13 protein-coding genes are annotated in these 13,159 nt (G+C 34.8%); 9 read left to right on the top strand and 4 right to left on the bottom strand.

The features are described 5' to 3' along the window. The first annotated feature begins 78 nt into the window (after nt 1-78). From ACSVH5_RS11865 to ACSVH5_RS11830, 8 genes are all read left to right on the top strand, one after another. Nucleotides 79-1,170 carry an LptF/LptG family permease gene (locus ACSVH5_RS11865; RefSeq protein ID WP_438061637.1) on the top strand — a complete coding sequence of 364 codons (1,092 nt, stop codon included), beginning with the start codon at nt 79-81 and terminating at the stop codon, nt 1,168-1,170. Then, nucleotides 1,157-2,050 (top strand): DMT family transporter, encoded by an 894-nt coding sequence (locus ACSVH5_RS11860; protein ID WP_438061636.1) that lies wholly within the window; start codon nt 1,157-1,159, stop codon nt 2,048-2,050. The genes ACSVH5_RS11865 and ACSVH5_RS11860 overlap by 14 nt, the downstream gene beginning before the upstream one ends. A gap of 103 nt (nt 2,051-2,153) precedes the next feature. Beyond that, nucleotides 2,154-3,107, top strand: coding sequence for an acetyl-CoA carboxylase carboxyltransferase subunit alpha (locus ACSVH5_RS11855; protein WP_438061635.1), 954 nt, complete (start codon nt 2,154-2,156; stop codon nt 3,105-3,107). A 141-nt stretch (nt 3,108-3,248) separates the two neighbouring features. After that, complete coding sequence (gene dnaB, locus ACSVH5_RS11850; RefSeq protein WP_438061634.1) at nt 3,249-4,787, top strand: replicative DNA helicase; 1,539 nt, start codon at nt 3,249-3,251, stop codon at nt 4,785-4,787. 100 nt (nt 4,788-4,887) lie between these two features. Beyond that, nucleotides 4,888-5,259, top strand: a complete 372-nt coding sequence (locus tag ACSVH5_RS11845; RefSeq protein ID WP_438061633.1) for a hypothetical protein — start codon at nt 4,888-4,890, stop codon at nt 5,257-5,259. Nucleotides 5,260-5,398: 139 nt separating this feature from the next. After that, complete coding sequence (locus ACSVH5_RS11840) at nt 5,399-5,899, top strand: hypothetical protein (protein WP_438061632.1); 501 nt, start codon at nt 5,399-5,401, stop codon at nt 5,897-5,899. A gap of 531 nt (nt 5,900-6,430) precedes the next feature. Beyond that, a complete protein-coding gene (locus ACSVH5_RS11835; RefSeq protein WP_438061631.1) occupies nt 6,431-7,222 on the top strand; it encodes a sensor histidine kinase in 792 nt (263 codons plus the stop codon). A 2-nt stretch (nt 7,223-7,224) separates the two neighbouring features. Then, nucleotides 7,225-7,884 (top strand): response regulator, encoded by a 660-nt coding sequence (locus ACSVH5_RS11830; protein ID WP_438061630.1) that lies wholly within the window; start codon nt 7,225-7,227, stop codon nt 7,882-7,884. 46 nt (nt 7,885-7,930) lie between these two features. Here ACSVH5_RS11830 and ACSVH5_RS11825 read toward each other — a convergent pair whose 3' ends face one another. Continuing rightward, a complete protein-coding gene (locus ACSVH5_RS11825; RefSeq protein WP_438061629.1) occupies nt 7,931-8,455 on the bottom strand; it encodes a hypothetical protein in 525 nt (174 codons plus the stop codon). A gap of 1,000 nt (nt 8,456-9,455) precedes the next feature. On the opposite strand from ACSVH5_RS11825, the gene ACSVH5_RS11820 reads away from it, so the two are divergent. Continuing rightward, complete coding sequence (locus ACSVH5_RS11820) at nt 9,456-10,718, top strand: asparagine synthetase B (RefSeq protein WP_438061628.1); 1,263 nt, start codon at nt 9,456-9,458, stop codon at nt 10,716-10,718. Between the two features lie 145 nt (nt 10,719-10,863). Here ACSVH5_RS11820 and ACSVH5_RS11815 read toward each other — a convergent pair whose 3' ends face one another. From ACSVH5_RS11815 to ACSVH5_RS11805, 3 genes are all read right to left on the bottom strand, one after another. Then, entirely contained in the window at nt 10,864-11,661 is a 798-nt protein-coding gene (locus ACSVH5_RS11815) for an endonuclease/exonuclease/phosphatase family protein (RefSeq protein ID WP_438061627.1), read from the bottom strand. A gap of 61 nt (nt 11,662-11,722) precedes the next feature. Beyond that, on the bottom strand, nt 11,723-12,601 hold the full coding sequence (locus tag ACSVH5_RS11810; RefSeq protein WP_438061626.1) for a glycoside hydrolase family 25 protein: 879 nt from the start codon (nt 12,599-12,601) through the stop codon (nt 11,723-11,725). A 6-nt stretch (nt 12,602-12,607) separates the two neighbouring features. Beyond that, entirely contained in the window at nt 12,608-13,159 is a 552-nt protein-coding gene (locus ACSVH5_RS11805) for a retropepsin-like aspartic protease family protein (protein ID WP_438061625.1), read from the bottom strand.

Raw genomic sequence — 13,159 nt, 5'->3', positions numbered from 1 at the left:
AGTTAGAAATTAGAAGTGTCGGGAGACCAACAAATTTCTAGCCTCTAACTTCTAACCTCTAACCTCTAACTTTAAGAAATGAAATTGACCATAATTGACAAATACATTCTCAAGCGCTACTTGGCGACTTTTGCTGTAATGTTATTATTATTTATCCCGATTGGAATAGTAATTGATGTTTCGGAGAAAATCAATAAAATGCTAGAGAACAAAATTCCGTTTTGGGATATAGCGACCTATTATTATAATTTTACCATTTATTTTGCCAATTCACTTTTTCCGATATTTTTGTTTTTGTCAATCATTTGGTTTACTTCCAAATTGGCCAATAATACTGAAATTATTGCCATTTTAGGCTCTGGTATTTCGTTTACTCGATTTTTACGTCCTTATATTATTGGAGCTTCCATCGTGTCTGTTTTGGTGTTGTTGATGGGCTTTTTCTTGGTGCCCTCTGCCAGCGAAGGATTTAATAATTTTAGGTACACTTACCTAAAAGGAGGAGGGAAAGAAGCCATGCGTGGGGACAATACCGATGTGTACCGACAAATTAACGATCACGAATTCATTTATGTGAATAGTTTTAATCCAGAAACCAAAATGGCTTTTAATTTTTCGCTAGAGAAGTTCAAAAAAGAACAGCTGGTGTCTAAAATGACGGCGAGTAGAATCAAGTGGAATCCAAAAGATAGTACCTACACGTTGTATGATTATACGAAACGAACTGTTGGTACAATGGGCGACGTGATTGAGAAAGCTCCTGAGAAAAAATTTCACTTTGCTTTTGATTTAGAAGACCTTACTCCAGTTGTATATATTGCAGAAACCTTGAATCTTTCGCAACTCAATGCTTTTATTGAAAAAGAACGTAAAAGAGGATCCTCTACAATCAATACCTATTTAGTAGTCTTATATAAAAAATACAGTGTACCGGTTTCAGCCTTTATTCTTACGGTAATTGCAGTTTCGGTTTCTGCTATGAAACGCAGAGGCGGCATGGGTACCAATTTAGCCATCGGAATTGCAATTGCTTTTGCCTTTGTTTTCTTTGATAAAATATTTGGTACCATAGCTGAGAAATCTTCTTTTTCTCCTTTATTAGCTGTATGGTTGCCCAACATTTTTTTCGGAATATTAGCCATTTATTTATTACGCAATGCCAAACGATAAGTTAAAAAGTTACTTGAACCTTCATTTAATTGTTTTTATTTGGGGTTTTACAGCCGTTTTAGGTGCCTTAATTACCATCAATGCCGATTTTTTAGTTTGGTATCGAATGTTATTTGCCGCTCTTTTTTTAGGAAGCTTTTTGTTGTTGAAGAAAATTCCTTTTCAAATTTCCTTTAGTGCAGTACTGAAATTGATTTTTGTTGGATTGCTAATTGCTTTACATTGGATAACTTTCTTTGAATCGATAAAAGTCTCAACTGTCTCTATAACCTTATCTGTGTTCTCTTTAGGTGCTTTTATTGCTTCCATTTTAGAACCTCTTTTCTATGGGAGAAAAATCCTTTGGTATGAAGTGTTTTTCGGTTTAGTAATTATTGCAGGTTTGGCTTTGATTTTGCAAGTTGAAATCAATTATTTGCATGGAATGTTGTTAGCGTTAGTTTCAATTGTTTTAGGGGTAGTGTTTACCTTATTTAACGGAAAATTAATTGAGCACCATGAACCATCGGTTATTGCCTTTTATGAATTTTTATCTGGCTTTGTTTTTATAAGTATTTACTTTATTTTTAATGGTTCCTTTTCGGCAGATTTTTTTATTTTAACTCCAAAAAATTGGATTCTGATCTTGCTCTTAGCTTCGATTTGTACCGCTTATGCTTTTACGGCATCGGTAAAAGTGATGCGACGATTAACGCCTTATACTGTGATGCTTACCACCAATTTGGAGCCTGTTTATGGTATTATTTTAGCCTATTTTATTATTGGAGGCAAGGAAAAAATGAGTACCGAATTTTATATCGGCGCCTTGATAATAGTGATCACCGTAATACTAAACGGAGTCATTAAGCACTATCTGGAAAAAGGCAAAAACAATAGCTAATTATGATTTAATTGCGAGTTAAATAAAAAATAATCTTTTGAAACGATTTTAAATTTTTACATTTGCACATCCAATTACAAAATTATACAAACGCAAAAATCCTATGGAATATTTAGATTTTGAGCTACCCATAAAAGAATTAGAGGAGCAGTTAGAAAAATGCGTCATTATCGGTAAAGAGTCAGAGGTTGATGTTACCGCAACTTGTAATGAAATTAACAAGAAGTTAGTAGAGACCAAAAAAAATATCTATAAGAACTTGACGGCTTGGCAACGTGTACAACTGTCCAGACATCCAAATCGCCCTTATACTTTAGACCATGTTCGAGCACTTTGTGGTGATACCTTTTTGGAATTACACGGGGATCGTGGTTTTAAAGATGATAAAGCGATGATTGGTGGTTTAGGAAAAATAGGTGGACAATCCTTTATGATTGTAGGACAACAAAAAGGATACAATACCAAAACCCGTCAATACCGCAACTTTGGTATGGCCAATCCTGAAGGCTATCGCAAAGCCCTTCGATTAATGAAAATGGCTGAAAAATTTGGCATTCCTGTGTTGACACTAGTTGACACTCCCGGTGCATATCCAGGTTTGGAAGCGGAAGAGCGAGGGCAAGGAGAAGCGATTGCAAGAAATATTTTTGAAATGGTACGATTAAAAGTGCCTATCATTACAGTAATCGTTGGTGAAGGGGCCTCTGGTGGAGCTCTTGGAATTGGCGTTGGTGATCGCGTTTACATGTTGGAAAATACTTGGTATTCTGTAATTTCACCAGAATCCTGTTCGTCTATTTTATGGAAAAGTTGGGAGTACAAAGAGCAAGCTGCCGAGGCTTTGAAATTGACTTCTTCAGATATGAAAAAGCAAAAACTAGTAGACGATATCATTCCTGAACCATTGGGTGGAGCCCATTATGATAGAGAGACAACATTTAAAACGGTAGAGCATTATATCTTGAAAGGATATAACGAATTGAAAGACTTATCAACAGCCGATTTAATCGCTCAAAGGATGGATAAATACAGTAAAATGGGTCATTTTAAAGAATAATATCTTACAAAATATTTTAAAGTCCGAAGCCTTTGGGTTTCGGACTTTTTTTATGGTTATCAACAAAAAACTATTAGTTATAAACATATTTTTGTAATAACTCTATAGCGCAACATTTCTATTTTTTTCTAAATTCGCTGCATGGAAAATTTTAAAGCAATAAGCCCTATCAAAGTGGATAAATCCACTATTATTAACCTGGAAAAAGGAAAGTTACCGCCACAGGTCCTCGATTTAGAGGAGGCCGTGTTAGGTGCAATGATGATCGATAAAAAAGGTGTAGATGAGGTTATTGATATTTTACAACCCGATGCCTTTTACAAAGAGGGCCACAAACATATTTTTGAGGCGATTGTACAACTCTTTACTGAGTCACAACCAATTGACTTATTAACAGTTTCGGCTCAACTCAAAAAGAACGCCAAATTAGAGCTTGCAGGTGGTGATTTTTACCTTATTCAGCTCACCCAAAAAATATCGTCTTCGGCACATATCGAATTCCATTCGAGAATCATTTTGCAGAAGTACATTCAACGTAGTTTAATTCGTATTTCATCTGAAATTATCGAAGAATCGTATGATGAAACAACCGACGTATTCGATTTGTTAGACAAAGCCGAATCCAAATTATACGAGGTTACTCAAGGAAATGTGAAACGTAGTTCGGAAACGGCACAAAGTTTAGTACTCCAAGCCAAAAAGCGAATCGAAGAAATTGCGGGTCAAGAAGGTTTGAGTGGTGTGGCCACTGGTTTTGAAAAGCTAGACAAAGTAACTTCGGGCTGGCAACCTTCGGATTTGATTATTATTGCGGCTCGTCCAGGTATGGGTAAAACGGCTTTTGTATTATCGATGGCTAGAAATATTGCAATTGATTTTCAAAAACCAGTAGCCGTATTTTCGCTAGAGATGTCATCCGTTCAGTTAATCACGCGTTTGATATCCTCCGAAACGGGATTGTCTTCCGAAAAACTACGTACCGGTAAGCTCGAAAAACACGAGTGGGAGCAATTGAGTACCAAAGTGAAGAATCTAGAGAAAGCGCCTTTGTTTATAGATGATTCTCCTTCGCTTTCTATTTTTGATTTGCGTGCGAAATGCCGTCGTTTGGCCTCTCAACATGGTATCAAACTGATTATTGTCGATTATTTGCAGCTGATGACTGCTGGAGGTAACGGAAAAGGAGGCGGAAACCGTGAACAAGAGATTTCAACCATTTCTAGAAATTTAAAAGCTTTAGCAAAAGAATTGAACGTGCCTGTAATTGCCCTTTCACAATTATCGCGTGCGGTGGAGACTCGTGGTTCTAGTAAACGTCCTTTGCTTTCGGATCTTCGTGAATCGGGTGCGATTGAGCAAGATGCGGATATTGTTTCTTTCATTTATCGTCCCGAATACTATAAAATTGATGAATGGGACGATGAAGAGCAATCACCTACAGCAGGACAAGCCGAATTTATCATTGCGAAGCATAGAAATGGTGGACTAGAAAACGTACGATTGAAATTCGTAGGTAGTCTTGGTAAATTTGACAATTTAGAGGATTATAGTAGCGGTTATGATGATTTGCCCTCGAGTATGAATCATGAGGATTTTACCAAAAATCTACCTTCGCCCAATGAAGCTTTTGGAAGTACTTTCAATAATGATCCAGAAGACGATAGCGACGTACCGTTTTAATATTTTTTCAAAAGAAAATTCTTCCTAATTGTATCTTTTGAAAGCTAAAAAAGTTTTATTTTAGCCTAAACTATTATGAACTATAAAATTTAGTAACACTATGACCGAAGAAAAATTTCCTGGAAAAATTGAAATCACCTTACCAACCGCACAAGAATGGGTAAAAAAATACAAAGCACCAAAGGCAGAAGACAATTCAAAAAAAGTCGATGCTTATTTAATTCCGCTGGAATCTTTACAAAAAGTAATGGATCAAAAAATTGATGCTGTTCGTGCTTACAAAGGCATTAATGATGCAGGTGAAGAAACCTTGATGTTGGTAGGAACAGTCTTGGATAGCAAAACAGGGATTTATGTAGATGTTTTCCCAAATGGAATTGGAAATGCGGAATCTGGCGATACCGAAATTGTGTATGATGGTACTGTACCATGTCCGCCAAATGGAGACCCCAATAGTCCAATGAATACGTAATATGAATGGATTTTATGGATATTGTGTTTACGTTGGGTACTTTTTTTTAGTACTAAATGTTGCATTATATACCATTAGTTTTTTTCAAGGAAAAAAAGCTAATGGTTTTTTTATGGTCTATTTGTACTTTAACTTTCTCATGAATGCAGTCATGCATCTGTTGTACATGCTGCATAAAGACAATTTGATCGTGATGAACTTCTTTTTTATTGGAGATATGGTTTTGTTGGGATTGTTTTATGCCTCCATTCTTAAAAATAAAACACAAGAAAAAGTGGTAAAGAGCAGCGTAGTGATCGTTTTGTTGTTACTGTTGGTACAAATAATGAGGGAACCAGACCAATTATTCAAATTCAATTTGTTCGAAATTGCCATAACTTGCTTGGCAACGATACTGTTTGCTTTGATGCATTTGTACAATATGTTGACAGGTAAAAAAGTATATTATTTTTTTACGATAGGACTTCTTCTTTATTTATGCAGTAGTACTATTCTTTATTTAGTAGGTGGCTTAACGATTAACTTATCAAATAGTATGAAGTTAATTACATGGAATTTGAATGCCATTTTGATAATTATTTATCATCTTTTTATTTTATACGAATGGAAAGTGAGTTATTTTACTACTAAAAACGAATAGCCTTATTTTTTTATAAAGGCAAACGAATGAGTTAAAAAAAATAAAGTTAGCTACAACCTGAGCGTTATCGAATTGGCGGAGCAATTACACAAACTAACACAAATTAGAGTATCATAAATAGCACAAATCTGCCAAAGAAAGATACAATTCGTGTCATTCAAATTTTACTATCACAAATAGTAGTGCGTAGTAGTGTCATTCTATCTAACACTTTTTTAATCTTTTAAAATCAGCGAATCAGCGGTAAACAAAGTTAGCCAAGCTGCCATCAACGATTTTCCACTTTCTTGAAATTTGTGTTAATTTGTGTAATCTGTGTCATTTTATTTCTCGCCAAGTCGCCAAGTTGCAATGCTATCTAACTTTTTTTTTAATCTTTGAAAATCAGCGCATCAGCGGTAAACAAAGTTAGCCATGTGAAAAAAAAAAATAGGGAGTTTGCCCTAGTTTTTTAATTGAAATGGGTGCGGTTTTATGATAAATACACTACTTTTGACTTTTAGTAGTGCATAATTAAATACCACTTATTTCATGGAAACAGCCTCCATTTCAGAAAAAGAAATTGTTCTAGTTATTTTATATACGTCCTTCTTTTTTATGATTTTGGCAGTGGTACTGATTGTATTCTTCTATTTTTCTAGAAAAAAAATCATTCAAAAAGAAATTGAAAAGAAAAATAGTGAAATAGCCCATCAGAAGGAGCTTTTGAAAGCCATGATCGAAACGCAAGAAACGGAACGAAAACGCATTGCCCAAGACTTGCACGATGATATTAGTTCAAAGCTGAATGTAGTGGCTTTGAATGCCCATTTGTTAACTACACCAAATCTCTCATTAAAAGAATTAGAGGAAATTAAATCGAATGTCATCACCTTGACAGGAAAGGCTCTAGAAAATTCAAGAAAGATTGCGCATGATTTATTGCCCCCAGTGTTAGAGAAATTTGGATTAGATGCAGGTGTAGAAGAGTTGTGTATGGAGTTTAGCTCTGCCAAAGGAGTTCAAGTGGTGTATAATAACGAAGTCACATTCGATGAAGCTGAAACGCGAAGACATTTGCATGTCTTTAGAATTCTGCAAGAACTATTAAATAATTCCATTAGACACGGAAAAGCCACAAATATGACCGTTAGTTTTGTGCAACAGGGCCACTATACTAAATGTTTGTATACCGATAACGGAGTTGGTTTTGATGAAACCAATGAAGCACATCAAAAAGGATTAGGATTGAAAAATATAGAGAGTAGAATTTCTTTTTTGAAAGGAAGTTTGTCTTTTCAATCAGAAGTAAATCAAGGAGTACAAGTTGAATTTGTTTTTTAAGTATGAATCAAACCATTAAAATAGTATTAGTTGACGATGAAGAATTGTTTCGAAAAGGCTTGTCGTTCATTTTAGGACGCGAGGCTAATTTTGACATTGTTCATGAAGCCTCCAACGGTCAGGAATTGATTGATTTCCTGAATACCACTGAGGTATTGCCTGATATTGTCATTACGGATTTAAAGATGCCTGGTTTGAATGGAGTAGAGGTCACTAAAATCATACATAAAGAATTTCCAGATATTAAAATTATAGCCTTAACCAGCTATGATACCAAGTCGTTTGTTGCGAATATGATAGATGTGGGTGCCGTTTCTTATATGGTTAAAAATGGTTCTCCTACAGAATTAATTAAAACCATAAATGAAGTGTATTCCAAGGGATTTTATTATTCTGAACAAGTACTTAAAGTGGTTCAAGAAGTAGTATTGTCTGGGAATAAATTAAAATGCAGTTTGGATAAATCATTGCTCTCTGAAAGAGAAATTGAAGTATTGCAATTGATTTGTCTGCAAAAAAATGCCGCCGAAATTGGCGAAGTGTTATTCATCAGTCCAAGAACTGTAGAAGGACATCGAAATAATTTACTGCTTAAAACCGATTCAAGAAATGTGGCAGGACTGGTAGTGTATGCTATACAAAACGAATTGGTGAAATTATAACTGATTTTCAGTTATCCTCTCACCAATTACTATTCAAAACAATTCTTTATTCTTTTAAAATTGCTCCCTCAGGATTCATTCTTACTTTTTGTTTGAGGCCGTCTTTTTGAATTTTTACCCAATATTCTTGTTTTTCGACGGTTTCTTGTTCTTGATTATAAAAATACTTACTATTTACTATGGACCATCCTGGGTAATTTCGGCTCACACTAGCTCTAACTTTGCTGGGTATTTGAATCGCTTTATACGTTTCTTCAACGCGCTGTAAAACTAAATTCGCATCATAGTATGCATTTAATTCTCCTTTGGCACAGTAAATTTTTACCACCACAGCTTCACCTTCAGTATAGGTAATGTTTGAGTTGAAGTGTAAAAATGCTTCTTCTAATTTTTTTACCGTTCCTTCGGCAGACGCATCATTTTTGTAATTGCTGTTCTTGTGGAGAGCAATTCCTTCATTTTTTTTAGCAGAAAGTGAAGCGCTATCATCAATTTCAATAAAATAAGTTTTTTGACTATACATAATAGTAGTCAACAACAAAACAACTAATGGTAAAACAATCTTTTTCATAATACAATCTTTTAATTATTTATTTGAGTAAATAAGTAGGTTGGATTGTGAAAAAAAAACAGCTTTTACTCTTGTGAAAAGAGGCTTTAACTCAAGAGAAATTGAAAAGATAAAACATAAAAGCTGATCAAAAGAATGATGAGCAAAACAATGCCTATTTTTCTAAAAGTGTTTGAATTTTCCAAATCGATTTGGTTTTGATCTAGGTGGTTAATAATGTATCTCATAGTTTTTTTATTTATAGTTCAAATGTAGAAGTATCGTTTAAAATGGAAATACGCAATTCTACCTGATTTTGAATCAATTGTAGTTTTTTTAACCCAGATTCCGCATTAGACTTCGTAGCGAAACTGAATTATTCAATAAAAGCAAGAGCTCACGGACTATTATTGAAGAATGAAACAACGTTCAGCGAATACCTCTGTAAAATATATACCAATGAGCTAATACTTTTGTATTTTGAATTTAAAAATAGGAGAATCAAGCGTAGCGTATCTTGAACTCCTCTCAAAAAATATAAACTCGTGAAAAAAGCTCTTGCTTTTGAAGAAGAAATTCATTCACTGAACTCCTCTAAAAAATAAAAAAATGGTGAAGTAATTTAGTTGTAGTAGATTTCTAATGCGGAATCTGGGTTTAAATAAAAGGAGATAGGAGTTGTTATAAAAAGTAAGTATTTTCAGAGCAAACTCATGAGTTTAGAATAATAATTACCCACAACCGAGGGATAGCGAATAGGCGAAGCAATTACACAAACTAACACAAATTTTACTATCACAAATAGTAGTGGGTAGTAGTGTCATCCTATCTAACTTTTTTTATTCTTTGAAAATCAGCGCATCAGCGGTAATAAAGTTAGCCGTACTGCCGTCAAAGTTTTTCCGCTTTCTTGAAATTCGTGGTCATTTTTTTTTAACTCATGCATTTGCCCTGTAAGTATTTTGTAAAAGCTCTTATATATTAATTATTACTTTTATCTTTGAGATTTAGTAACATTTGTATGACCATCAAATCATTTTTTATTGGTATAGCATTATTGGTTTCCGTTGTTGGCAAAGCGGGATTTCTTTTATTGCCCATGGACGAAACGGCCCAGCAAAATCATTTAAAAGCGTATGGCATCACCTATTGGTGTTTGGATAAAAACTACAAAGCCAGTTGGTTGCTCAATTATAGAGGTGGCTCTTTTTTGCTGCCAGATGCCCCAGAAATCAGGAAAGAATGCCAAATTCGAGGCGTGAGCTTTGAAGTGTTATCGGATAGTGAGGAAACCGATTTGCTGAATCTCATTGCAAGTCCTTCCCAAAATATGGAATCGGTTTTGTTAGAGAAAGCGCCAAAAATTGCGGTATATACGCCAAAAGGGAAGCAACCTTGGGATGATGCTGTGACGCTAGTGCTAACTTATGCTGAGATTCCATTTACAGCAGTTTATGATGAAGAAGTTTTATCCGATCAATTGCTGTTGTACGATTGGTTACATTTGCATCATGAAGATTTTACCGGTCAATATGGTAAATTTTATGGAGCTTATAAGAATACGCCCTGGTACATTGATCAAAAAAAAGAGGCCGAAGCTTTGGCAAAGAAGTTGGGGTATACTAAGGTATCCGAAGAAAAAGGAGCTGTGGCACAAAAAATTAGCCATTTTGTAATTGGAGGGGGATTTATGTTTGCCATGTGTTCCGCAACCGACAGTTTCGATATTGCCTTAGCAGCTCATGGAATTGATATTTGTGAAGCAATGTTTGACGGTGATGCCAGTACTCCGAACTATCAATCCCAATTAAAGTATGAGCATTCTTTTGCTTTCAAAAATTTTACTTTGGAACGCCGCCCCGAGTTTTATGAATTTTCAGATATTGATATGACTGGAAGGAGAAAGATTCCGATGGAGAAAGATTATTTTACCTTAATGGAATTTTCTGCCAAGTGGGACCCCATACCCAGTATGTTATGTCAGAATCATACCCAATTGATTAAAGGATTTATGGGGCAAACAACCGCTTTCGATGCTGAATTGGTCAAATCGAATATCCTTGTGTTAGGGAGTTGTGAACTCAATGGTGAAGCACGCTATATTCACGGCCAAAAAGGAAAAGGCATGTTTACCTTTTATGGCGGACATGATCCAGAGGATTTCCAACACCAAGTCGGCGATCCTGCAACGGTTCTTGATTTGCATCCCAATTCACCAGGATATCGGCTAATCTTAAACAATGTTTTGTTTCCCGCCGCAAAGAAAAAAAAGTTAAAAACCTAATCAATAGCCTTCCGTATTGGAATTTGGAATTTGGAATTTTCTTCTCTTGACTCTCTTGTTTTGGAATTTTTATTTTGGAATTTGAATTTTGGAATTTCTCCCTATCTATATTCAATTACAATCCCAATTGAAACGGTCTGTGGTATTAAAGATCCAATTCCATCCAAATCGGAATGTGGTCGGAGATTTTCCTAGCTTCTTGCAAAGAAGGAAAGCTTTTGTAAAAATGAATGACCCCTCCGTTTTTCTTTTGAACCGGTTTGGAATACCACATGTTGTCGAATTCAGAGGCAAGATGTTGCCCGTTTTTGGATTGTTTTTTTAGCGATGTTTTTTGATTGCGCAGTAGTGAGGTATACCCCATTTTTTTTAAAGGGTTAAAAACACTATGCGATTGGGGACAATTGAAGTCGCCTACAAAAATCAGATTCAATTGAGGATACTGAGCCGGTAAGAATTTGAAATATTTGATTTCAGTTTCCGGTTGTTTGCTTTTGGTAATGGCGTGAAAATTCACCACAGTAAATAGTTTCTTTTGGTAGGCAAAAGTGGCATAAAAAGGTTCGCGGTCAATGGCTAAATGGTAGCGCTGTTCCAACCACGGGCGCCCGATTTTTTGGAGCTGCGCTGTTTTCCAAAGAAACGCATAGCGCTCGGTTTTGTAGGCACTGCTACTGGTTGGGTTGCTAATGACATAGTCCCATTTTGCTCCTTTTCGGTTCAATTCGTCTGCCAACAACGCCACAGCTTGAGCCCCACCATCACCAGCCACTACTTCTTGAATAGCCACGAGATCAAAATCCTTTAAGGTTTGCGCCATAAACGCCACCTCATTTACCGATTTCGATTTCCCCAAATTTTCAATGTTCCAAGAGACAAGTTTGATTTGAGCAAAAGAGAGGGAGGTGAGGAGGAGAAATAGAATATAGAAAAGTCTAAGCATAAAATAAAATTTACTACAAGAGGTAATACAACAAATTTTTTGTGTTAAACTCTGTACTCAATTAAAAACAAAATGTACTTTTTAAATTAGATAACGACCCTCTAAAATTATTTCCATCAACAGGATAATCGATGCCTTTAATTCTGACTTTATCCGTGAATTGATGAAAATCCCATCTTAAATGTAAAGATTCTGTTTTTCTACTATACGAAGCAACCCACAGTGGATAATCATTAAAATCTCTTTGTAGATAACTGGTATAAAACTTATGTCCAGTATAGATGATGGGCTTAACTCCAAAATGTTCCTCAGCCAACTCTAACCATTTTTTTAACCCTTCTACTAACTTTTTATTACCATGTATGCTTTGCTTTTCTATATCTAAAACAGGTATCAAATTTCCTTCAGATAACCTTACTTGATTTTTGAAATTTTCAAATTGAGCAACTGGATCCTGATTTGGGCGGTAATAATGGTAGACTCCAATAATATAATTGGTTTTTTTAAGATGATTCCAATATTCCTCAAACTTTCTATCTTTGGAATTAGTTCCCATTGTAGCTCTTATGAAGATAAATTCTATAGGATGATGGGTTTGCTCAAATTTTTTCCAGTTGATGTTCCCTTGATAATGCGATAAATCAATGCCAAAAACATAGTCAGTATTTGTCATATTCAGGTTTTCCAAGTCATTCGCATTTCGATCATTTCTCTTAAAAACAATAAAAAAAGTGATTAACAGTCCAAGTGAGGTAATCGCTAGGAGATTGATGGTTTTTTGTTTGACATTTACTACCTTTTTATTAGATTCTAAAAAATAGAAAATTAAACTAATAATAAATATAAGCACAAATATTCCTATGATTATGGATATTTTTGGATGAGTACAAACAAAACGACTTGCTTGTTTAAATAGATTTGTTAATTTTAAAGGGATCATTGTTGTTTATTCAAAAGTAATTTTGTTTTTTTTGTAATCAATTGAAACTTTTCCAAAACGAGCAAGTGCAGATTGGCCCAATAATAATGGTGCATCATTATTGTGAACTACTGAAGCTTTTACATTGTTTAAAAGGTTGTTCCCAATTTTTACCGTTTTTAAATTTATAATTGTCCCCTCTGCAATAGATCCATCAGCAATTTGATATTGTTGAGTACCTAAAATATCTTCTTTTTCAAGTGTTCCTTGTTTGTATAAAAACATGGCTTCAGTTTCAGATATTGTTATGTCAGATGCACCAGTATCAAATATGAATTTCATTGAACTTCCGTTAATTTCTACAGGAATCATATAAACTCCTGATTCTTTAATCATTTGAATGCTGCTGCTTCCTTGATTGGAATTGCTATAATTCCTTGTTTTATTACTTTTTTTTCTTTCAACAGACTTTCTTTCATTGGTTGTATTGTAAGTTGTTGTTTTGTCGCGATGTTTACGAGGACACATTAAAAAAAGACAAAATAAACAAGCAACTCCAATCAAAACAAATTTATTCAT

The sequence above is a fragment of the Flavobacterium sp. RSSA_27 genome (assembly GCF_051547125.1).
Classification (GTDB): domain Bacteria; phylum Bacteroidota; class Bacteroidia; order Flavobacteriales; family Flavobacteriaceae; genus Flavobacterium.
Note: the sequence above shows the minus strand (reverse complement) of the source record. Positions and strands in the feature narration are given on the sequence as shown.

Bases quoted from the DNA above. Each gene is read 5' to 3' on its own strand.
- ACSVH5_RS11865 (WP_438061637.1), top strand. From the start codon at position 79: ATGAAATTGACCATAATTGACAAATACATTCTCAAGCGCTACTTGGCG.
- ACSVH5_RS11860 (WP_438061636.1), top strand. From the start codon at position 1,157: ATGCCAAACGATAAGTTAAAAAGTTACTTGAACCTTCATTTAATTGTT.
- ACSVH5_RS11855 (WP_438061635.1), top strand. From the start codon at position 2,154: ATGGAATATTTAGATTTTGAGCTACCCATAAAAGAATTAGAGGAGCAG.
- dnaB (WP_438061634.1), top strand. From the start codon at position 3,249: ATGGAAAATTTTAAAGCAATAAGCCCTATCAAAGTGGATAAATCCACT.
- ACSVH5_RS11845 (WP_438061633.1), top strand. From the start codon at position 4,888: ATGACCGAAGAAAAATTTCCTGGAAAAATTGAAATCACCTTACCAACC.
- ACSVH5_RS11840 (WP_438061632.1), top strand. From the start codon at position 5,399: ATGAATGCAGTCATGCATCTGTTGTACATGCTGCATAAAGACAATTTG.
- ACSVH5_RS11835 (WP_438061631.1), top strand. From the start codon at position 6,431: ATGGAAACAGCCTCCATTTCAGAAAAAGAAATTGTTCTAGTTATTTTA.
- ACSVH5_RS11830 (WP_438061630.1), top strand. From the start codon at position 7,225: ATGAATCAAACCATTAAAATAGTATTAGTTGACGATGAAGAATTGTTT.
- ACSVH5_RS11825 (WP_438061629.1), bottom strand. From the start codon at position 8,455: ATGAAAAAGATTGTTTTACCATTAGTTGTTTTGTTGTTGACTACTATT.
- ACSVH5_RS11820 (WP_438061628.1), top strand. From the start codon at position 9,456: ATGACCATCAAATCATTTTTTATTGGTATAGCATTATTGGTTTCCGTT.
- ACSVH5_RS11815 (WP_438061627.1), bottom strand. From the start codon at position 11,661: ATGCTTAGACTTTTCTATATTCTATTTCTCCTCCTCACCTCCCTCTCT.
- ACSVH5_RS11810 (WP_438061626.1), bottom strand. From the start codon at position 12,601: ATGATCCCTTTAAAATTAACAAATCTATTTAAACAAGCAAGTCGTTTT.
- ACSVH5_RS11805 (WP_438061625.1), bottom strand. From the start codon at position 13,159: ATGAATAAATTTGTTTTGATTGGAGTTGCTTGTTTATTTTGTCTTTTT.